At 39.3% G+C, this 20,230-nt stretch carries 16 protein-coding genes and 1 CRISPR repeat array; of the genes, 9 read left to right on the top strand and 7 right to left on the bottom strand.

Annotation, left to right across the window (positions count from 1 at the left end):
- Window position 1 precedes the first annotated feature (1 nt).
- From IE080_RS15210 to IE080_RS15220, 3 genes are all read left to right on the top strand, one after another.
- On the top strand, window positions 2-580 hold the full coding sequence (locus IE080_RS15210) for a hypothetical protein (RefSeq protein WP_189584498.1): 579 nt from the start codon (window positions 2-4) through the stop codon (window positions 578-580).
- Window positions 540-1,733 (top strand): M20 metallopeptidase family protein, encoded by a 1,194-nt coding sequence (locus IE080_RS15215; protein WP_189584504.1) that lies wholly within the window; start codon window positions 540-542, stop codon window positions 1,731-1,733. Before IE080_RS15210 ends, IE080_RS15215 begins: the two co-directional genes overlap by 41 nt.
- Before the next feature lie 217 nt (window positions 1,734-1,950).
- The gene (locus IE080_RS15220) at window positions 1,951-2,730 is read left to right on the top strand and encodes a S1/P1 nuclease (RefSeq protein WP_189584507.1); all 780 of its coding nucleotides are present in this window, start codon (window positions 1,951-1,953) and stop codon (window positions 2,728-2,730) included.
- 389 nt (window positions 2,731-3,119) lie between these two features.
- A CRISPR array of direct repeats spans window positions 3,120-4,079; the repeat unit is 36 nt; unit sequence GTTGTGTTTACCCTTCAAACAAAAGGCAGTTACAAC.
- A gap of 146 nt (window positions 4,080-4,225) precedes the next feature.
- Here the strand turns inward: IE080_RS15220 and IE080_RS15225 are convergent.
- Complete coding sequence (locus tag IE080_RS15225) at window positions 4,226-7,936, bottom strand: hypothetical protein (RefSeq protein ID WP_189584509.1); 3,711 nt, start codon at window positions 7,934-7,936, stop codon at window positions 4,226-4,228.
- A gap of 3 nt (window positions 7,937-7,939) precedes the next feature.
- Window positions 7,940-8,575, bottom strand: a complete 636-nt coding sequence (locus IE080_RS15230; protein WP_189584512.1) for a Cap15 family cyclic dinucleotide receptor domain-containing protein — start codon at window positions 8,573-8,575, stop codon at window positions 7,940-7,942.
- A 232-nt stretch (window positions 8,576-8,807) separates the two neighbouring features.
- Between IE080_RS15230 and recG the strand changes: the two genes are divergently transcribed.
- Together recG and IE080_RS15240 are read left to right on the top strand one after the other, a co-directional pair.
- Window positions 8,808-10,901, top strand: coding sequence for an ATP-dependent DNA helicase RecG (gene recG, locus IE080_RS15235; RefSeq protein WP_189584515.1), 2,094 nt, complete (start codon window positions 8,808-8,810; stop codon window positions 10,899-10,901).
- Window positions 10,902-11,120: 219 nt separating this feature from the next.
- Window positions 11,121-12,044, top strand: a complete 924-nt coding sequence (locus IE080_RS15240) for a sterol desaturase family protein (RefSeq protein ID WP_189584518.1) — start codon at window positions 11,121-11,123, stop codon at window positions 12,042-12,044.
- Window positions 12,045-12,046: 2 nt separating this feature from the next.
- On the opposite strand, the gene mtgA is transcribed toward IE080_RS15240, so the two are convergent.
- Together mtgA and IE080_RS15250 are read right to left on the bottom strand one after the other, a co-directional pair.
- The gene (gene mtgA / locus IE080_RS15245; protein WP_189584520.1) at window positions 12,047-12,742 is read right to left on the bottom strand and encodes a monofunctional biosynthetic peptidoglycan transglycosylase; all 696 of its coding nucleotides are present in this window, start codon (window positions 12,740-12,742) and stop codon (window positions 12,047-12,049) included.
- The gene (locus IE080_RS15250) at window positions 12,742-13,563 is read right to left on the bottom strand and encodes a class I SAM-dependent methyltransferase (RefSeq protein ID WP_189584522.1); all 822 of its coding nucleotides are present in this window, start codon (window positions 13,561-13,563) and stop codon (window positions 12,742-12,744) included. The genes mtgA and IE080_RS15250 overlap by 1 nt, the downstream gene beginning before the upstream one ends.
- 96 nt (window positions 13,564-13,659) lie before the next feature.
- Here IE080_RS15250 and IE080_RS15255 point away from each other — a divergent pair, with 96 nt between their 5' ends.
- Genes IE080_RS15255 through IE080_RS15265 form a run of 3 tightly spaced genes read left to right on the top strand, consistent with a single transcriptional unit; the run spans window position 13,660 to window position 15,191 of the window.
- Window positions 13,660-14,127: a MaoC family dehydratase gene (locus IE080_RS15255; RefSeq protein WP_189584524.1), complete on the top strand. Its 468-nt coding sequence runs from the start codon at window positions 13,660-13,662 to the stop codon at window positions 14,125-14,127.
- Window positions 14,128-14,130: 3 nt separating this feature from the next.
- Complete coding sequence (locus tag IE080_RS15260; RefSeq protein WP_189584526.1) at window positions 14,131-14,598, top strand: pyrophosphohydrolase domain-containing protein; 468 nt, start codon at window positions 14,131-14,133, stop codon at window positions 14,596-14,598.
- Window positions 14,599-14,606: 8 nt separating this feature from the next.
- Entirely contained in the window at window positions 14,607-15,191 is a 585-nt protein-coding gene (locus tag IE080_RS15265) for a DJ-1/PfpI family protein (RefSeq protein WP_189584528.1), read from the top strand.
- A 9-nt stretch (window positions 15,192-15,200) separates the two neighbouring features.
- Here the strand turns inward: IE080_RS15265 and IE080_RS15270 are convergent, their stop codons facing one another.
- The 3 genes from IE080_RS15270 to IE080_RS15280 are packed head-to-tail and all read right to left on the bottom strand — an operon-like array spanning window position 15,201 to window position 18,754.
- Window positions 15,201-16,355 (bottom strand): lycopene cyclase family protein, encoded by a 1,155-nt coding sequence (locus tag IE080_RS15270; protein WP_189584530.1) that lies wholly within the window; start codon window positions 16,353-16,355, stop codon window positions 15,201-15,203.
- A 12-nt stretch (window positions 16,356-16,367) separates the two neighbouring features.
- Window positions 16,368-17,060, bottom strand: coding sequence for a response regulator transcription factor (locus tag IE080_RS15275; protein ID WP_189584532.1), 693 nt, complete (start codon window positions 17,058-17,060; stop codon window positions 16,368-16,370).
- Complete coding sequence (locus tag IE080_RS15280; RefSeq protein ID WP_189584535.1) at window positions 17,057-18,754, bottom strand: sensor histidine kinase; 1,698 nt, start codon at window positions 18,752-18,754, stop codon at window positions 17,057-17,059. The genes IE080_RS15275 and IE080_RS15280 overlap by 4 nt, the downstream gene beginning before the upstream one ends.
- Before the next feature lie 154 nt (window positions 18,755-18,908).
- Between IE080_RS15280 and lysA the strand changes: the two genes are divergently transcribed.
- Complete coding sequence (lysA, locus tag IE080_RS15285) at window positions 18,909-20,141, top strand: diaminopimelate decarboxylase (protein WP_189584538.1); 1,233 nt, start codon at window positions 18,909-18,911, stop codon at window positions 20,139-20,141.
- The last annotated feature ends 89 nt before the right edge of the window (window positions 20,142-20,230 follow it).

Consider the following 20,230-nt stretch of genomic DNA (forward strand, 5'->3'; position numbering starts at 1 on the left):
TATGAACAAATCATCCCTTTTTCTGATCCTAGGATTGGGATTTTTGTCCTCTTCCTGTGCCCTCTTTGCCCCAAAGCAAGGGAGCACAGGTTCTCCTTTTGATACCTATACAGAAGACCTCAGTGTCAACAGAATCACTTTTACAGATTTGGATGACATCCAACTGACCCAGCCCGAAGTCGTTCCATCCGCTAGTTCGGGTAGTTTAGCTGTGGATGGGGACTTAGCAGTAGCCATTCAACGAAACATTGATAAAAACAGATCAGAGCGCACTTGGAGTGGATTCACCGTACTTGTGTACAGTGGAGTCGACCGTGAGCAAGCCTTTAAAACGAGGAATGAATTGTTCACACAATTCCCTGATTTAAAACCTGATTTACAATACCAGCAGCCCCGTTACCTTCTAAAAGTGGGTAAATTCCTCAACCGCATTGAGGCGCAAACGCATTATTACCAATTAAGAGAAAAATTTCCCATGGCTAGAATCATTCAAGATCGGTTCCAGCGTGAGGGATATGTCAACCCTGACCCAATAGATGATGGTGAAAGACCTAATCAAGTCACTGGCGGCAGACTATAAAGCATCAATTATCGCCCATAGAAGGCACCTCCACGCCCATCCCGAATTATCCTTTCAAGAATTTGAGACTGTTTCTTATGTAGAGCAGGAGTTACGGGATATTGGAATTACTGACATAGAAACCAAGGCAGACACCGGACTTGTTGCACACATCCAAGGTAAAAATCCAGACAAAAAAATTATTGCCCTACGTGGTGATATGGATGCCTTACCCATTCATGAGCAAAACGAGGTCCCTTACAAATCTACCAAAGAGGGAATCATGCATGCCTGTGGGCATGATGTGCATACCTCATCCTTGTTGGGTACTGCTAGAATTTTGTTCAATTTACGTGAGCATTTTGAAGGCACGGTCAAACTTATTTTTCAACCCGGAGAAGAATTGATTCCTGGAGGTGCATCCTTGATGATCAAAGATGGAGCCCTTCAAAATCCAACACCTGCAGGTATTATTGGCCAACACGTGATGCCCTTGATCCCGGTAGGTCAAGTTGGTTTCCGAAAAGGTATGTACATGGCAAGTGCCGATGAATTATACATCACCGTCAAAGGAAAAGGTGGTCATGGTGCCATTCCCGAGTCCTTAGTGGACCCTGTGTTGATCGCCTCCCACTTGATAGTTGCTTTGCAACAAGTCATCAGCAGAAATGCTTCTCCTAAAATTCCTTCTGTACTTTCCTTTGGAAGGGTAGAGGCTTTGGGAGCAACCAATATCATCCCGAATGAAGTAAAAATACAAGGTACCTTCCGTACGCTTGATGAAGCATGGAGAGCCAAAGCCCATGAACACATGACTACCATTGCTAAAGGCTTGGTGGAAGGTATGGGGGGAACGGTGGACTTTGAAGTGAGAAAAGGATATCCATTCTTGAAAAATGCAGAGGCCTTAACAAGCAGAGCGGAGGAAGCAGCAATTGAATACCTTGGACATGAAAATGTATTACCATTAGATATCTGGATGGCGGCAGAAGATTTCTCCTATTACACTCAAGAAATCGATGGTTGCTTTTACAGATTAGGAACCCGTAACGAAGCTAAGGGGATTACTTCAGGAGTACATACCCCAACTTTCGACATCGACGAAGACGCCTTGGAAATCGGAGCTGGATTGATGGCTTGGATTGCGGTGAATGAATTGAAATATACTAAGTGAAATGAATGGAAATACGCTGAAGCGAAATACGGTTGAAATAATAGTTGATATTGGTGGACAACGGATATTGATTGATATTTAGATATTATTTGATATTGGTCCTGAAGCGAAATAAAGTGGAAATACGCTGATGCGAAATAATAGGGGATACTAGGTGATATTGGATAGTATTCGATATTGTGGTAATCCGTAGAGAATAAAATTAATAGCAAGATATATGAAAACAACAAAACACCTGACGCTGGCCATTCTGATGGTTTTTTCCTTTCAGACGAGTTCGTTTGCTTGGGGGGCGATTGGACATTATGTGATTGGTAAAATTGCTGAATGGCAGATGCAGCAAGAAACTGTCAAAAAAGTAGAGGCTGTATTGAAGCAAGAATCTATCTCGGGAGTAGGCGTGTGGATGGATAATATCCGCTCGGATAAAAACTACAACTATACCAATACTTGGCATTGGGTCACCACCGTGGAAGGAGAATATGATCCAAGCATTCAGGAACCAACCGGTGATGCCTATTCCGCATTTTTACAGTTGAAAGAAAACTTGAAAAAAGGTGGCCTAACTCCAGAAGAAGAGCGCGATCAGTTGCGTATGTTGATCCATATCGTGGGTGACCTACACCAACCTTTTCATGTGGGCAAGCCAGGCGATAGAGGTGGAAACGATGTCAAAGTAAGTTATTTCAATAAAGAAACGAATATACATGCGGTTTGGGATTCAGACTTGATCGAAAACAAAAAAATGAGCTACACCGAAATCGCCACCGAACTTCAAAAGAGAATCAACGGAGACGTATTGAAGCGTTACCAAGCAGCAACTCCTTTGGACTGGTTGAAAGAAGCTGTGGCCATCCGTCCAGCGATGTACGATATCCCTGCCAATAATAGAATTGGCTATGAATACATCTACAAGCATTATCACCATGTGGAAGAGCGCCTGATGGCCGGAGGAATCCGATTAGCACAGGTGTTGGAAGAGATTTATGGGAAGTAAAGAATTTATAGATACAAAAAGACCGACAAATTTCTGTCGGTCTTTTTTTTGTCACTAATTTTTATAATCACAATTAGTCTAAAAGAATAGTTTTTTTGCGATTCAATCAAGTATTGCTACAAAATACCCATAATTACACTGGGTATGATTAAGTTGTTTTTACCCTTCAAATAAAAGGCAGTTACAACTTCTTGGGTTAGAAACCCTGATTGGTTGCCGTTGTGTTTACCCTTCAAATCACTTTCAAGAACGACTGTACTAGCTGGCAAAAGGGTTTGCCAGTTCCTTCTCTAAATTGCTCAATCGCAATTTTGCTAAAGCACCGTTCAGTCATCCTTCAAACAAAAGGCAGTTACAACAACGAGGCCAAAGCAACTCGCGAGAGCTACGTTGTGTTTACCCTTCAAACAAAAGGCAGTTACAACAGCAGTAATAATTGAAGAAACAGCATCAAGTTGTGTTTACCCTTCAAACAAAAGGCAGTTACAACTTTTTCACAACGCCTAACCATTAGTTAAGAGTTGTGTTTACCCTTCAAACAAAAGGCAGTTACAACCTTTCAAGAAAACTATCCAAGAAGTTGGGCGTTGTGTTTACCCTTCAAACAAAAGGCAGTTACAACATTTGGATTATGGTTACTACTAGTGACTATGTTGTGTTTACCCTTCAAACAAAAGGCAGTTACAACAAATCGGCACAACCTAGAGCCGGATGGATTGTTGTGTTTACCCTTCAAACAAAAGGCAGTTACAACGACAATAACCTGAAAAATGAAATCAAAGACGTTGTGTTTACCCTTCAAACAAAAGGCAGTTACAACTCCACCACTCAAAATCAGTGGCAATACCTTGTTGTGTTTACCCTTCAAACAAAAGGCAGTTACAACGCCTTCATTTTCACGTAGCCTCCATGCCGGGGTTGTGTTTACCCTTCAAACAAAAGGCAGTTACAACTCTGATAGGTTTAATATTCATAGTCATTTAGTTGTGTTTACCCTTCAAACAAAAGGCAGTTACAACTGTCTTCACACGCTCCGCCGTGCCTCGTGTGTTGTGTTTACCCTTCAAACAAAAGGCAGTTACAACCAAGTAGCGATGGAAATAATCAAATCGCTAGTTGTGTTTACCCTTCAAACAAAAGGCAGTTACAACAACAAGGCAAAAAATCTACTATTTTGCTATGTTGTGTTTACCCTTCAAACAAAAGGCAGTTACAACTCGATTACTGACACAAATTCAAAGTACGTTGTTGTGTTTACCCTTCAAACAAAAGGCAGTTACAACAGCCGCTGCAATACCAATCGGCCCCGCTAAGTTGTGTTTACCCTTCAAACAAAAGGCAGTTACAACATAATAGTTGTAAAGCATTAATAATGATAGGGTAAAGCCCATTTTCAGCAATTAAAAACAGGCAAATCTCTTCTATTTTGTTACGAAAATTGTCATTTTTTGGATTGTAAGCTTCATGATGTCAAAGAGCGGTTTTATTTAAATATCTATTTAATTAAATCTTCAAACATTTTATCTTCAGCCTTTTTCCTTTCAATTACTTTTTGCTTATCAGTCATTTTGGGATGAAAGTTCATTTTGGCCTCTTCATGCATTTGTCCAATAAATGACTTAATAGTTCGCTTTAGCATAGAGGGACAATTATCCAAGGTTTTATAATTATTAGCTTTTACCTCACTTGCTATAAACTGCTCTTCAATCTTCAAAAACGCTTGTTTGTAGGTTTCCTCTAATGGTAAGTTAAAGTGAAATGCTGTGTTTCTTATTTTACTTCCAACAAAATACGACTCAAGCGTCGGTATTTCATTGATAACAATTCTATTTTTAGGTTTAAACGTATCAGATTGTTGCTCAATGCTAAACCGATGCTTCCAAATAAAATATTCTTCCATTGCCATGATGCAAAAAGTAAAGCGTCCTTGTTGGGTTATCAAGTGATTGTGGAGCAGGCTGAAATGTGAAAGTGTGATTGCTCTATTTCGTTTGTAAGCATTTTCCATATCTCTAAGCTGCATAACTTTTTCCTCATTTGTCTTAACTTTTGATAAATAAACTGGTAAGTTTTTTAGCAAGCTATATTGTCTAAGCGACTTGTCAAAATATTGGATTTGAGCAAATTTCTCTAAATCTTTGAACGGAACAATTACTTGGTAACTACCTATTTTTTCATTACCATGTCTATCCAACCATTTAGCATTTTTTACTGGTATTGAAACGTCTTGAACCAAAAGTGTAGCCAAATTATTATAGGATTTTGCTCGCAATGCTTTATCATCCGTAAAATATCTCAAAGCCACCTCATAGAGCAGACAATCCTCCAAATGGTTTTTCCATAGTTTTTTCCTTAAAACAAAGACAAGTTTTTGTTGTTTTTTTTCTAATTTTTTGAAATTCTGATTATCAACTTCTATCCCATAAAATGTATTAAAGAGATATCTTGAATTTCTAGTAAGAGGTCTGATTATTTTACCGTTTTTCTTTAAAACTACTCCTCTATTTTCAGCAAACGCTATAAAATGTGACAAATTGATGTGAATATTCCCTACCTCCATCATTTTCGAATAATTCGCCAAACTGTAGCTGTTTGTTTTAGTATATTCCGTATTGCTCTTCAACCATCTCTCATAAAGTCCTATGGTTTCGTTGAACACATCATTGATACTTGCGTATTTGTTCGAATGGTCAGTAGCAAATATCTTATTCAATTCGGGATTTTGTAAAACACCTTTAGATTCCAATAAAATTCCAAGTTGCTTTTTATATTGAGGCACTTCGTCCATGGCAAACAACCACTTAGAAAAATCATTGTATTCGTCTCTAGTAATGTTCAAACTTTTATGGTGTCCTATTTCATGGGATCTGTTTTTTTGACTGGGCTTTTCAAGAATAGCCTTGGCTTGTTTGTTCGTCTCATATTGTTCTCTGAAAAACATGAGTTGCCAAGCTTTAAAAATAAATTTGAGTTTGAACTGTTTCCCTTTGTTCTTTTTTAAAAATAGGTCTTTTCTATTCTCTTTTGTAGCTTGTTCCAATTGAGCATCGAAAATAGCTTGAGCATTTTTGGCATCCTCCAATATTTTTTCAAGACTGGTTAGTTCTTCGAGCGTTCTTTTTTCGGGTGGGCAATGTTGGTGGATTAAGCGCCTAGGAAGTATTTTCTTAAATGCTTTTTTCTCAATAGCCGAAATACTACCGCCTTGACTGAGTTGTATTTTTGCATTATCCAACTTTATTTCTTTTTCCTGCTGAAAAGCAAGAAGCAGCTCCTTACCCTTGTTTTCTGCGTTTTCTAAAGTTAAAGCATGTTCAAGTAAATAGTTGAGCAAATCACGCTGGATACAGAAAGCGCTACCACGCTCATAATCAAGCCCATTTATTTTCACAAAAATGGCATTATTTTGTACAACAAAAGGTGTATCCCAATCTGGGTATTTTTTCAAATGCTGTTTATAAGTTGTAAAGTGCACCAACTTACCATTATGGTAAAGCAATTTTTCAAATTCCTTATTACTGAGTTCTTCTTCTTTTCGCTTTAATGCATCTAATTCCTGTTCAGTATAATAGTTTTCGTACATTTTAAATTCCGCATCCTCCCCAAAATAATTGACCTCGGCTAAATAACGAGCAGCAAAATCCATAAAGCGGTCATTATTTCGACCGTTAGAAATGAAAAGCAAATTGTTTTCCAGACGTTCTTTTAGTTTTATTGTGCTTTTATGAGTAATGGAACTGAGATTTTCTTTTTCCTTCTCAAAATCCTGAACTTTACTTTTTATCTGATTTTTAGATCTTTGTAACTTACTTTTCTTATTGTATTCTTTCTTCTTTTCAATTTGTATGTTTATATCATCCAGTTGCCTTTTGTTGGATAAATATTCAGGGGATTTTTCAATGACTAATTTGAAGTCATCTTCAAATTCATTTGAAGCTAATTTAAAATTTGGGTTAAAATAGTTCTTGGCATATTTAACAAAGTCTTCCGAAATCGTAATTTTCTGTTTATCGTAATCACTCTTACCCAGTTTATGACTAAAATGATTTTCAATATCCAATATATATGTGTTTTCTATTTCTCTTTCGAGAATAAAAGTTCTTAAATCATGAATGTAATATATGTCTGTCATTAAATCCTGATTCCAATTGACAGGGAACTTAGAAAGATATTGAACCATATCTCTAAATTTCACTAAACCATTATTTTCACTATCAATATCTTGGCTTTTGAATTTTTTGGCAAAGAATCTGAATACTTCTAATTTTGGGGAATCTTCTTTACCATTTTTCTTATACCCCTTAAGTTTCGGAATTAAATAATTGGCCTCGTTCGCATATAAAAACATAGACATCAAAAACAAACATCCTTCGAAAGACAAATACTCACCAGCGCGAATGTCCAAAACCTTATGCGTATGGTTATTCGCTGAATCATCGCCTCCAGGATTCAGATGCCATTCTATATCGTCCTCAACATTGTTATAAAGTATCCAATTTATCCAATCCTCTTTTGTGGTCAAATGGGTTTCCAAATATTTTTTACAGGCTCTCTTATAGTCTTTATTACCTTTCCATTTTTCCTCCTTTTGGGTAAATAACGTCTGATAAAAACTTTCTTTCAAAAATTTAATAATCTCATTATCCAGCTGCTCTAAAATGGATTTCAAGAGCTCATCTTTTTGTTCATTTGATAAAAAATCAACATTCTTTAGAGCTTTGATTTTGCCGTACTTCTTTGAAAAAATTCCATTAATTAATGCCAATTCAAAACTTTCTTCAAGAAAATCAATTATATTTTTTTCAATATTCTCTTTTCTAATCAATTCAAATTCATGTATAAAGTGGGCATTAATGTTCCTTATTTGATCAAGTAAAATATAGAGTTTGTTACCTGTGACTTTCATATTACAATCAACAAATCCAAATCGAAAAGCCGACGATTGTAGTTTTAAAAATTTAGTTGGAATGGTGCTTTTTTCATCTTCTTCCAACTGATAATCAAAAATGCGTTTAACATCAATGTTTTTAAACGCATGACCAACAGCAAAATAATGAAGATTAGGCTGCTGCTCTTGCCCCTCTACAAACTTTGCTCTGAAATTATTAATGGACTTTTCGCCTACTGCCGAAAAAATTCCCTTGTTGCCAAAGATGGAAGAAAAGTTCTCTTCTACCTTTTTTTGGTTGCTGTAATCTTCGCTCATCACCTATACTTTTTTCAAAGATAATTTCCCATGACTCGATCTTTCTGAGTTGTCATTAAAATAGTTCCCTATCAATGTTTTATCCTTTGGGTTCAAATATAACATTGCAACACCATCATGTTTGTTAAGGCCGTATTTTTCGTGTTCTTCATGAAAATAGTTACCCGTATTATTATAGCGAAAAGAAATAAGATATTCGTTATTTTCTTTGGCTTCTATATCATGTGATAAACTTTCAAAACTTGAGCTTTCAACTTCCTTTGATTCAAGCTCAAATACTTTCCCTTTAACATAAAATCCGTTCAGATTCTGACTTACTTCTAAGCATATGGTTTTTTTAATGAATGGTTTTTTAGGATCATAATCTTCTCGGAAGCTACTTTGTAGCTCTCCTTCATATCGACCAGAAATAAAAGGAATATTTAAGAGACCATAGAATGGCTTCCAACTACATTTCTTATTCCAGATGTAAAACAGAAAACTTATTAATCCTGATGCTGTAGAAATGTACACAATAACTTCTTTTAAACTATCAGTTTGAAAAAAGTTAACCTTTATTGCAATGATAATTGCAATTATTGCACAAACTATGGCAAAAAGGATTCTAGGTGGATAATATTTCAATGTAAAAATTCTCATTTTGCTATGGATTATTTTCTTTAATTTAAATTGAATTACATACTCTTAAACTCTTGACACTTCAGATTATAATTTAGAAAGTTTTTTAGAGTAAAAACTATAATTCATAAGATGAAATTGAAATAGAAAACGACATATACAATTTACTATGAAAGACTAGATATTCCAATCCTTCACTCACTAATTTCAGGGCTTTTTTTTATTTTGCCACTTCAATCCACTCTAACGCTCCTTGTCCAGTTTTTTCGATACCAAAATAGAATACCTCAAGGGTGTAGGCCCGCAAAAAGGCGCCTTAATCAATAAGGAGCTGAACCTGTTTACCTATGGGGAATTTTTGCAGCATTACCCTTTTCGATACGAGGACCGCACGCAGTTTTACAAAATCAAAGATGTACACGAAGACTTGGAAAACGTCCAAGTCATCGCTCAAATCCGTCACGTGGAAACTATTGGAGATGGACGTAAAAAACGATTGGTGGCTTACGTGTACGATGATACGGGGGAATTGGAACTTACCTGGTTTAAAGGCATTCAGTGGGTGGTTCGGAAACTCGTCAAAGGAATTCCCTTGGTATTTTTTGGAAAGCCCAACCGCTACGGAAGAAAAATCAGCATTGCTCATCCTGAAATCGAGCCATTGACCCAGACGGCAGAGGAACGGAGCTTTTTTCAACCAGTGTATTCCACTACTGAAAAACTGAAAGCAAAATTCCTAGACTCCAAAGGTATCTCCAAAATCATGGAGGGACTGATTCCATTGGCCTATCCACAGATCCATGAGAGCTTGCCTCAAAGTGTATTGGAACGCTTCAATCTGATGGCAAAAAATGATGCTATCCGACAAATTCACTTTCCTACAAGCGTAGATTTGCTCAAAAGGGCACGCTTCCGTTTAAAATTTGAGGAGTTTTTCTTCGTACAATTACGATTGCTTCATCTGAAACTTTCCCGAACAGAAAAATCCCAAGGTCAAATTCTCAACCAAACTGACCTGTTGACAAAATTTTACAAGGAGCATTTACCTTTTGAGTTGACGGAAGCACAGAAGCGGGTAGTGCGGGAATCCTTTGCAGACATGAAGTCAGGCAAACAGATGAACCGATTAATCCAAGGAGATGTGGGTTCAGGCAAAACCATGGTGGCATTTATCTGCATTTTGATTGCTATTAGTTCGGGGGCACAAGCCTGCCTGATGGCTCCTACTGAAATCCTGGCCAATCAACACTATGAAGGATTGAAAGACTATGCGGAGACCATGGGGCTGAACATTGCCTTATTAACAGGTTCCACCAAAAAATCTGCCCGCAAAGTCATCCACGAAATGCTGCTATCGGGTGACCTCCACATCATCATCGGTACCCATGCACTTCTAGAAGATATTGTGCAATTCAAAAACTTAGGATTGGCCATTGTGGACGAGCAGCACCGATTTGGGGTAGCGCAACGGGCGAAATTGTGGGCCAAAAATGAGCGGTATATTCCTCATGTATTGGTGATGACTGCCACACCTATCCCACGGACGCTTGCCATGACGCTCTATGGAGATTTGGATATTTCTGTAATTGATGAGTTACCCGCAGGGCGCAAACCAATTCAAACGGTGCACCGATACGATAAAGATCGCTTGAAAGTATTTGGCTTTATCCGAAAGCAAGTTCTCGAAGGCAGGCAAGTATATATTGTGTATCCCTTGATCGAGGAGTCCGAAACCATGGATTTGAAAAATCTCATGGATGGCTATGAAAGCATTTGCCGGGCATTTCCGGAATTTCCCGTGTCTATAGTTCATGGAGATATGAAACCTGCGGATAAGGACTTTGAAATGCAACGGTTCATCAAGGCAGAAACCAAAATTATGGTGGCAACTACCGTTATTGAAGTGGGTGTAAATGTGCCGAATGCATCGGTGATGGTGATTGAAAATGCAGAGCGTTTTGGACTATCACAATTGCATCAATTGAGAGGGCGGGTCGGAAGAGGGGCGGAGCAATCCTATTGTATCCTGATGAGTAAATACGAACTCAGCAAGGACAGTCGCATCCGATTGGAAACCATGGTTCGTACAAATGATGGTTTTGAAATCGCAGATGTAGATTTAAAACTCCGAGGACCGGGAGACTTGATGGGTACGCAACAAAGTGGGGTAGCAGATTTGCTAATTGCTGACCTCAGCAAGGACGCCCCCATATTGACAATGGCAAGAGATGCTGCCAGCATACTGATTACCGAAGATCCAAATTTAACTCAACCGCAGCATGCGATGGTACTCCGACAAGTCCGTGCTCAGAAAAAGCATGCGGTCAATTGGAGCCGTATAAGCTAATCTTTTCTTCAGCTACATAAAGCTCACTCACTATATTTCCGCATCAAGAAAGTGGTTATTTTCCAAGCAATTGCAACGCTTTCTGAAATATTTCCAATATACTTTCATCAAATGAACCATTGATAAACTTTACAAGGTGCATCCATCAAAAAACATTTGCTTATTGGTCTAATTATGAGTAATTTATAGAATATTCACAGTCACCTGTACTTTAAGTTTATGTCCAAAGAAAAACTCACAGTTGAGCAAATTTTAAGTTTAGATCTTCCAAATATCATCTTGTACGCTGCACCCATCTTGATTGGCCTCGTTGCATTAGAATGGTTCTTGTCCTACAAACAGAAAAAAGACTATTACGACAGTAAAGATACCATCGCTGCAACTTTTATTGGTTTGGTCAATGTAGGCATGAGTGCTGGAATCAAAGTTTTAACCTTTGGGATTATCTTGTTTTTTTACAATTTGGTCCCTTGGGCGATTCCACATACCTGGTGGGCCTATGTACTTTGTTTCATTTGGATAGATTTTTGGAGATATTGGGCGCACAGAATAGCACACGAGAATCGATTTTGGTGGGCCACCCATGTCACCCATCACAATTCAGAGAAATACAACTGGTCTGTTGCGTTTCGACTCAGTTGGACTCAGCATATCAAAATAGTGTTTTTCATACCTGTAGTGTTGGTAGGCTTTGACCCCATCATTTTCTTTATCTGTCATCAAATAGCAGTATTGTATCAATTTTGGATACACACGGAATACATCCAAAAATTGCCAGCAGTAATCGAATATGTATTTACTACTCCTTCGCATCATCGGGTCCATCATGGGAGCAATAAAAAGTATTTGGACAAGAATTATGGATCCACATTTATGATTTGGGACCGAATGTTTGGAACGTTTATACCTGAAGCGGAAAGACCTACTTATGGTTTGACTACCAACGTCCATTCTTACAATCCAATTACCTTAAATTTTCATGAATGGAGCGATATCATCAAAGATGTAAGAAATGCCAAATCTTTCAAAGAGGCATATACCTTGGTCATGGCAAAACCCAGTGAATTGGCATCTATAAAAGAGCGATTCGATAAGATCAATAAGTTGGCAACGAAAAGTTTTAAAAAAGCAAAAGCTATCTAAAACTAACTCCCCATTCCCACAGGATTTAGATTATTCATTTGCCTCATAATCCACTCTTTTCTTCCTATGATATAAGGGGTAGGTCTAGCAGGGGTCCAACGACGGGGATTGGGTAACACCGCTGCTATCAGGGCTGCTTCACTTTTACTCAGCTTTTCTGCGGGCTTTTTGAAATTTGCCTGAGCTGCTGCTTCAATGCCATAAATCCCCTCGCCCATTTCAATTACATTGAGATACACTTCCATGATGCGCTCCTTGCCCCAAATAACCTCAATCAGGAAGGTAAAGTAGGCCTCAAGCCCTTTTCTCACTAGATTTCTTCCAGGCCATAAAAACACATTCTTCGCAGTCTGTTGGGAAATAGTGCTGGCACCTTTTATACGCTTCCCCTTTTTATTGTTTTCCCAAGCTTTCTCCATGGCTTCAAAATCAAAACCCTTATGATCCATAAACTTTTGATCTTCGGCTGCAACCACCGCTTGAGGCACATGTTTGGAGATTTTTTCCAAAGAAACCCAGTCCTTATATAAACGCATCTCTTTTGCCGGATCCTTCGCTTGCTCGTACAGGCGAATCAGCATCAATGGCGTGATGGGAACCATTATGAACTTATAAATGATCACCAGTCCTATAGTAAGACCGAAAAACCACAAGGTGATTTTCAGCAAGAGACGAAAAATGAATTTGAGAATTTTCATCACACCGTAGCAGAAGCTTGTATAAAACTGTAATAAAAGACTGAATCTTCGCTTGCTTTCAATTGCTCTAAACCCTCCTGCATTGCCAAGACATCTTCAGCTTTAAGCACACCTGCATCAATCAATAAAGGTGCTCCACTGCTCATCAGGTTTTTCCAATACTCAAAAACCCGATCTTTCTGTATTGGGTCTCTACGATCCAAGTGAAATCCATCTGCTCGCAACTGAATGTTTTTGTAGCCTGCTTGATCCAAAAGATTTCCTAGCTGTGCCCCTACATGTGGATTACCACCAAGAGAAATTTGAAACTCATTATATACTTTCCAATAGTGCATCACAGCAGGGATCAAAGGATAAGTATAAAAACTGGCATTGAAAACTTCAGTAATAGATACTAGAGCTCCTGCTTTGAGGAAAGGCTTCATAGAAGTCAACACCTTCAAAGGCTCTTCCACATGTTCCAATACCCAACAGATAAATGCTCCATCATATTGCTGGGGTAAATCCAAGTCTTGGGCATCCTGCTGAATGAACCTCACCTTATCTGACCCCACACCCAAACGCTGCATATTCCATTCAGCTTTTTGGATTTGTTTGGCCTCATACTCTACTCCTGTGATCTGCAAATGAGGGAATCTTCTGAACAAAACCTCTGTCTGTGCCCCTACGCCACTGCCGATTTCCAATATATGAGTGACCGAAGAAAAATCCAATGCATCATAAATTGGTTTTTCAATCACCAAAGCCTGCTCCCGTAGCCGCTCCTGCTCTACTTCCTGATACCCATGAATATAGCGTTTCTCCGCTGATGTGTGTTCCATACACCTACTATTTATGCAAAGAAAGTCACTTTATTCGATGGATTTAAAATTTTGGATTTTTTTCTACCTTTAAGCTTTCATCAAAACCGTAAACATATGAGTCAGCTCACCATAGGCAGCTTCGAAGACTTCGAAAAATATATTGGCCAAGAATTGGGTGTATCCGAATACCACGCCATTAGTCAGCAGCAAATCAATCTTTTTGCAGATGCAACCTTAGATCATCAGTGGATCCATACGGACCCCGAAAGAGCCAAAACAGAGGGATCATTTGGCAATACTATTGCGCATGGATACCTCACGCTTTCGCTCGTACCTTACCTTTGGGAGCAGATCGTACAGGTAGAAAACCTCAAAATGATGGTAAACTATGGCATCGAAAACCTTCGATTTGCACAGGCTGTATTGGTCAATGATCGGGTAAGACTGAATGCCAACTTGAAAAATGTAGCAAATCTTCGCGGGACAATCAAAGCAGAAGTCAATGTTAAATTGGAAATTGAAGGTCAGAAAAAACCTTCATTTACAGGTACCTTGGTTTTTCTTTACCACTTCAATAGCTAAGCCATGGAAGATCCAAAAAGTTTAACCTCCGTAGCGGCCTTCCATCAGACATTCAAGCACCCCATTCTTCCAAGCCCACAAGTTCCTGATGAAAATCGCTGCGAGCTCAGAGTGTCCTTGCTTGCGGAGGAACTCAAAGAGCTTCAAGAAGGAATAGCAAACAAGGATATTGTTGAAATTGCGGATGCTTTATGCGACTTACAATATGTACTTTCGGGAGCAATCTTAGAGTTTGGCTTAGCAGAAAAATTCAAGACACTCTTCGATGAAGTGCAGCGCTCCAACATGAGCAAAGCCTGTAAATCCGTTGAGGAAGCAGAGGCTACAGTAGCTCATTATCAGCAAATGGGAACGGATTGTTTTTACGAACAAGCAGGGGATTTGTATTTGGTGTACAGAACAGGGGATAGAAAAACCCTCAAATCAGTACAATACTCACCTGCTGACTTGGAACGCATCATCAACTCCTAAAACAAGCTATGCAAGCCAAACTACAACTGGGATTACTCGCATTTCCAGACATGGAAGTGCTGGATTTTGCGGGCCCTTTTGAGGTATTCTCCGTTGCCAATCAGCTATCAGACTACAGCCTACTCGATATCCGTGTGATTGGATTGGATAAAAACCTCGTCACTGCTAAAAACGGGTTAAAAATAATGCCTGATTGTAGCTTGGATGCTATTGCTAAGCTCGATATTTTGATCATTCCCGGCGGGGATGGGAGTAAAGCACTGCTGACTCATGAAGCTGGCATGACATGGATTGATTCAATTATTCCACAAGCCCAAATCGTAGCTACTGTTTGTTCAGGTGCACGTATTCTTGCTCAATTAGGTTACCTCCGCAACCAAACATTCACCACCCATGCATCTGTATTTGAAGATGTACTATCCATAGAGCCTACAGCTCAGGCTTTAAAGGATGCACGCTTTGTAGATCATGGAAAAATCATGACTGCGGCAGGAGTTGCAGGAGGGATAGATTTGTCACTGCATATGGTAGAAAAACTGTTTGGAACTACGTTGAAGGAGGAAACGGAACGATATATGGAATATCCAAGTTAACGCTACCCATCAATCCCATAATACCTTCATACCTGACACAATAAAGGGCACTTGAGGGACTGCATTTCTAATGGCAAACTCTTCCCAAAAGCCGCTTTCGTTGGCCAAAAAGGCGAGAATCCTCTCAGGATCTACTTTTTTGAAGAGATGAGAAAAAATCTGTTCTCCACTGAGCCGCTTACTCATCAAGACTTCCAATAAGGTCATATCATACCAAAGGAACATATGATCCCTCCAATTCATGGCTACTAACGGTGATTTACCATGGGCCAATTGTTCGGCCATTTGGGAAACATGTTTTTGGACAAATTGAAAAGTGTAGCCTGTACTTGGCTTGGTATGACCTCCCGCGGTCCCAATATTGATGATTCGTTTTTGAGTCCCAATACTGGCCTGGAACTTTGCCTTGGACATTGGAATTACCCCAAATTCTTGATGCGTGATCTCATAATGATGGATACCCAACTTATCTTCAATGTATGACTCCAAGGCTTGGACATACTCACGTTCCTCAAGAACTCTTGGAGAAAAAAGCGTGTACTCAACCAAAGCCTCGGTGGAACTCGTGGGCAGCATATACATAAAGGTAGCTCCATGATGTTGGGAAAGCGTAAAATCCATCAGCGTAGCCACTTTTTCATTGAACACAGGAGTATCCGTCTTGATAAACCATCCCATAAAATGCTGTAGCAAGGTGTTCTCCTCGTTCATGGGAGGATTAAACAAGGAGGTGGAATTAAATACATACTCCCCCTGATAAGTTGTCTTATCCGTGCGTACACTTGCCCCGTTAATTTCCTCTTGGATGGATTGAATCTGCTCTTCCACAAAAACCACATTGGCGTATTTTTGGGCAAGACTGAGGACTTTTGCATAAAAATCTCCTGATTGGATCATTTTATACTTGTACTCTTTCATGCGGAATTCTTTGGAAACTTGAGGGGAAAAGAACTGCAAGGTGTCCCAAGCATGGCAAACCAGAGATTCAAAAGGTCCTGCATCTTTTTCCCAAAAGCACCAAGTACGATCGTTGAGATTCTTCTTTGCACTGTCGATTACCAAGATGTTTTTTTGCTTCAAAGAATCCTTGGTGAGTAAAGCATGCAATAAACTCAATCCCGCCAATCCGGATCCTGCGATGATGTAATCGTATTTCAGTGTCATTCAGTAGAAGAATTATTCGGTGACTACCATTTTAAAACCCTCCCCATGAATGGTAATGATCTGTACTTTTGGATCCTCTTTTAAAATCTTTCGGATCTTGCTCAGGTATACATCCATGCTGCGGGCATTAAAATAAGAGTCATCACCCCAAATTTGTTTCAATGCATGGCTTCTATTGACAATTTTATTCATCTCCGAGGCCAATAATCGGATCAACTCATTCTCTTTGGAGGTAAGTTTGTGCTTACCCGTAGGGCTGTTGATATACTGTTCATCGTAGTGAAGTTCAAAATCTCCGAACTGGTACACCTTAAGCGCCTCTGTTTCCTCAGATTTTTTGGTTCTGCGCAAAATCGCTGCAATCCGTAGTAAGAGTTCTTCCATGCTGAAGGGCTTGGTGATATAATCATCTGCACCGATTTTAAGCCCTTCAATGATATCTTCCTTCAGGTTTTTGGCTGTCAGATAAATAATCGGAAGATCCGGCTGGACGATTTTGATTTCTTTTCCAAGCGTAAATCCGTCTTTTTTAGGCATCATGATGTCCAAAATAGCCAAATCATATTTATCCTTTTTAAACTTGGACCAACCTTCCTCTCCATCTCTGCAAAGGGTTGTTTCGTATCCCTTCATCGTGAGGTATTCCTGCAAGATATCGCCCAAATTTGGGTCATCTTCCACTACTAATAATCTTGATTTGCTCATGCTTGTTTGGGTAGTTTAATAGTAAATGTACTTCCTTTTCCTAAATCACTGCTAACAGTCACCTGACCTTGATGGGCCTCCACCATGGTTTTTACATAGGCAAGACCTAGGCCAAAACCTTTGACATCGTGAATATTTCCTGTTGGAACACGGTAAAATTTTTCAAAAATCTTTTTTACAGCCTCTTTACTCATACCTACCCCATTATCTTTTACACTTACACACAGCATGTTTCCTTCCTCCCACAATTTAATTAAAATGGTGGGGTTGGTAGGTGTGTACTTGAGAGCATTGTCGAGCAGGTTGTTGATGATATGGGCAATATGAAAAGCATCCCCCTTCATCAGGGAGTCTGCAGCAGAATTTTCCAAGGTGATTTTCCCTCCCTTATTTTCCACCTGCAAAGAAAACTGGGATTTGATTTTTTTAACAATCTCCAACAGGTCTATCTCCTCTAGTTTTAGTTTCAACTCCTCTTTATCGAGAGTAGCAGCCTGCAGTACTTTTTCTACCTGTGTTCCTAAGCGCTTGTTTTCGTCTTTGATAATATTCAGGTAACGTTTTCTAAAGGAATCCTGACTCGCAAACGCAGGGTCTTGAAGAGCCTCCACAGCCAAACTCACCGTAGCGATAGGAGTTTTAAACTCATGCGTCATGTTGTTGATGAAATCATTTTTGATTTCTGACAACTTTTTCTGCATGATAATGACACGGATTGCATACACAAAACAGAAAATTACAATCCCCAAGAATAACAAGGAGCTAATTAAAGGTATCCAAATCTGCTGCAAGATATAGCGACGTTTTTCAGGGAAATTGACAATCAAAAAATTATCCTTTCCTAAGATATCTGCCGGGAACAACTTGGCTTGAATCCCATTGGTCACCAATCCCACGGTATCCAGAATTTTCGTTAATGGAATCAAATCTTTGGCATCTTCCACAATAGCCAATTCAAACCGCTGTTCAATCCCACGTTCATTCAATTGATTTCTGAAAAGCTGACGTACCTGAGCAGTATCTAGCCTGCTAAGAATTTTTTTTTGACCTTCCAATAATTCTGCCCAAGCCTGGTTCATGGCTTCAATCTTCATGTTGGCTCGGCGAATTTTTTCCAAGGCATCCGCAATATTGTATTCGGTCACTACTTCTTGCCCCCGTCTTCTGGAAAAGGCTGTTTCTGTTTGATCTAGATATTGCAGCTGACGTTCTTTTTCTTGAAGCAAAATCTCCATTTCATCCGGCGTAAACATAGACGAAGCAATTTCAGGGGTCAAATAGAGGAAGAATTGTTCCAAGTCACTCAATACGTTAATTTCTAAACCTCGTGATTGGATGATTCTCCGGAATCGCTGACTGACATTGGGAATATTCAATTGCATCATTGAATCCCTGACCGATGGACGCCTAGGTTGCATAGGACGGGTTCGGATTTGGATATCAATGGGCTCGATTTTTTGGAATAAAAACTCCTGTAAATTAGGGTCTTTGGCTAGGTAACTTAAAAAAATCTCGCTCGTCTCCCCTTTCTCTAATTGATTGACTGTACTGAACAATGATTGATACACATTTTGCTCAAAGCGCTCTTCATTGATCTTGAATGCATTTCTCACCCAATAGTATTGAAAACCTATCAGCCCAATACTGGCTAAGGTCATCATCACGATGATTACATTCATTTGAAACTTTGACATACAACAAATTTAAAGGGATTCGTTTGGTAATGAATTTACTTAACAAAATTTAACCCAAGCATGATTCCCGAGCACTTGAATGGCAATCAATTTACCATATCCTTCCCATTTTTTCAGCGGATAACTGTATCTTTGAAGCTCAAATTACCATTCCATGCAAATCAAAGATAATTTCTATCATATTCAAGGCATTCCGTTGACTTCTCTGGTGGAAGAGTTTGGCTCTCCTCTATATGTGTATGATGCAGATAAAATCGTCAGTCAGGTTAATTTATTGAAGCAAGCCTTCGCTACTGTAGACCTTCGCATCAAATATGCAACGAAAGCCCTTTCCAATATCAATATTCTGAAATTATTGAGAAAAGCAGGTACAGGGGCAGATGCTGTATCCATAGAAGAGGTTTTGCTTTGCCTGCATGCGGGATTTGAACCCAAAGAAATTATGTACACCCCCAACAGTGTGGGCTTCGAAGAAATTCAGCAGGCAGTGGACTTGGGGGTCATGATCAATATTGACAGTATTCCCATGCTGGAACACTTTGGTACGTATTATGGCAACCAAGTTCCTGTATGCATTCGCTTGAATCCACATATTCTAGCAGGAGGCAATGCCAAAATATCCGTAGGTCATATCGACAGCAAATTTGGTATCTCCATTTTGCAGCTGAAGCATATTTTGAAAGTAGTAGAAGCCTATGACCTAAATGTTGCGGGACTACATGTACACACAGGTTCGGATATTCTAGATGCGGAGGTATTCTTAAAAGGAGCGGAAATCCTGTTTGATGCCGCACGTGAGTTTAAAGACCTTCAATTCCTGGACTTTGGAGGAGGCTTCAAGGTTGCTTACAAGCCGGGTGATATTGCTACTGATATTTTAGATGTCGGCACGAAAGTGTCCAAAGCCTTTCAAGAGTTCTGTGAAACTTATGGAAGACAATTGGAAATTTGGTTTGAACCGGGGAAATTCTTGGTATCGGAGTCAGGTGTATTGTTGACAAAAGTCAATTTGATCAAATCTACCCCAGCCTCTACATTTATCGGTGTAGACACAGGACTGAATCACTTAATCAGGCCGATGATGTACGATGCTTATCACAGTGTTGTCAACATCTCCCGATTGGAAGGACCTGAGCGCGTATACACGATCGTAGGCTATATTTGTGAAACAGATACCATTGCGGCAGACCGTAAATTGAAAGAAGTGCAAGAAGGAGACATCATCGCTATCAAAAATGCGGGTGCTTATGGATTCTCTATGGCTTCCAATTATAATTCCCGACTGAAACCAGCGGAAGTTTTGATCATCGACGGCAAAGCCAAATTAATCCGGGCCCGCGAGACCTTTGATGATATCTTAAGGCATCAGATAGATCTAGGTATTTAATTAGCAAAGTTTGAAACTAACCACTTTAAGATTGGCATAAATTATGTTTTCTATTAATTAACAAAAATTTAAGTCGGGAAACATGGCTA

Origin of the sequence: Mongoliitalea lutea (assembly GCF_014652135.1) — a bacterium.
Lineage (GTDB): Bacteria > Bacteroidota > Bacteroidia > Cytophagales > Cyclobacteriaceae > Mongoliitalea > Mongoliitalea lutea.

Excerpts from the sequence above, each read along its gene's own strand:
- IE080_RS15220 (WP_189584507.1), top strand. The coding sequence starts at position 1,951 with ATGAAAACAACAAAACACCTGACGCTGGCCATTCTGATGGTTTTTTCC.
- IE080_RS15225 (WP_189584509.1), bottom strand. The coding sequence starts at position 7,936 with ATGAGCGAAGATTACAGCAACCAAAAAAAGGTAGAAGAGAACTTTTCT.
- IE080_RS15275 (WP_189584532.1), bottom strand. The coding sequence starts at position 17,060 with ATGAGCAAATCAAGATTATTAGTAGTGGAAGATGACCCAAATTTGGGC.
- IE080_RS15260 (WP_189584526.1), top strand. The coding sequence starts at position 14,131 with ATGGAAGATCCAAAAAGTTTAACCTCCGTAGCGGCCTTCCATCAGACA.
- IE080_RS15240 (WP_189584518.1), top strand. The coding sequence starts at position 11,121 with ATGTCCAAAGAAAAACTCACAGTTGAGCAAATTTTAAGTTTAGATCTT.
- IE080_RS15270 (WP_189584530.1), bottom strand. The coding sequence starts at position 16,355 with ATGACACTGAAATACGATTACATCATCGCAGGATCCGGATTGGCGGGA.
- lysA (WP_189584538.1), top strand. The coding sequence starts at position 18,909 with ATGCAAATCAAAGATAATTTCTATCATATTCAAGGCATTCCGTTGACT.
- IE080_RS15230 (WP_189584512.1), bottom strand. The coding sequence starts at position 8,575 with ATGAGAATTTTTACATTGAAATATTATCCACCTAGAATCCTTTTTGCC.
- IE080_RS15255 (WP_189584524.1), top strand. The coding sequence starts at position 13,660 with ATGAGTCAGCTCACCATAGGCAGCTTCGAAGACTTCGAAAAATATATT.
- IE080_RS15280 (WP_189584535.1), bottom strand. The coding sequence starts at position 18,754 with ATGTCAAAGTTTCAAATGAATGTAATCATCGTGATGATGACCTTAGCC.
- IE080_RS15265 (WP_189584528.1), top strand. The coding sequence starts at position 14,607 with ATGCAAGCCAAACTACAACTGGGATTACTCGCATTTCCAGACATGGAA.
- IE080_RS15215 (WP_189584504.1), top strand. The coding sequence starts at position 540 with ATGGTGAAAGACCTAATCAAGTCACTGGCGGCAGACTATAAAGCATCA.
- IE080_RS15250 (WP_189584522.1), bottom strand. The coding sequence starts at position 13,563 with ATGGAACACACATCAGCGGAGAAACGCTATATTCATGGGTATCAGGAA.
- IE080_RS15210 (WP_189584498.1), top strand. The coding sequence starts at position 2 with ATGAACAAATCATCCCTTTTTCTGATCCTAGGATTGGGATTTTTGTCC.
- mtgA (WP_189584520.1), bottom strand. The coding sequence starts at position 12,742 with ATGAAAATTCTCAAATTCATTTTTCGTCTCTTGCTGAAAATCACCTTG.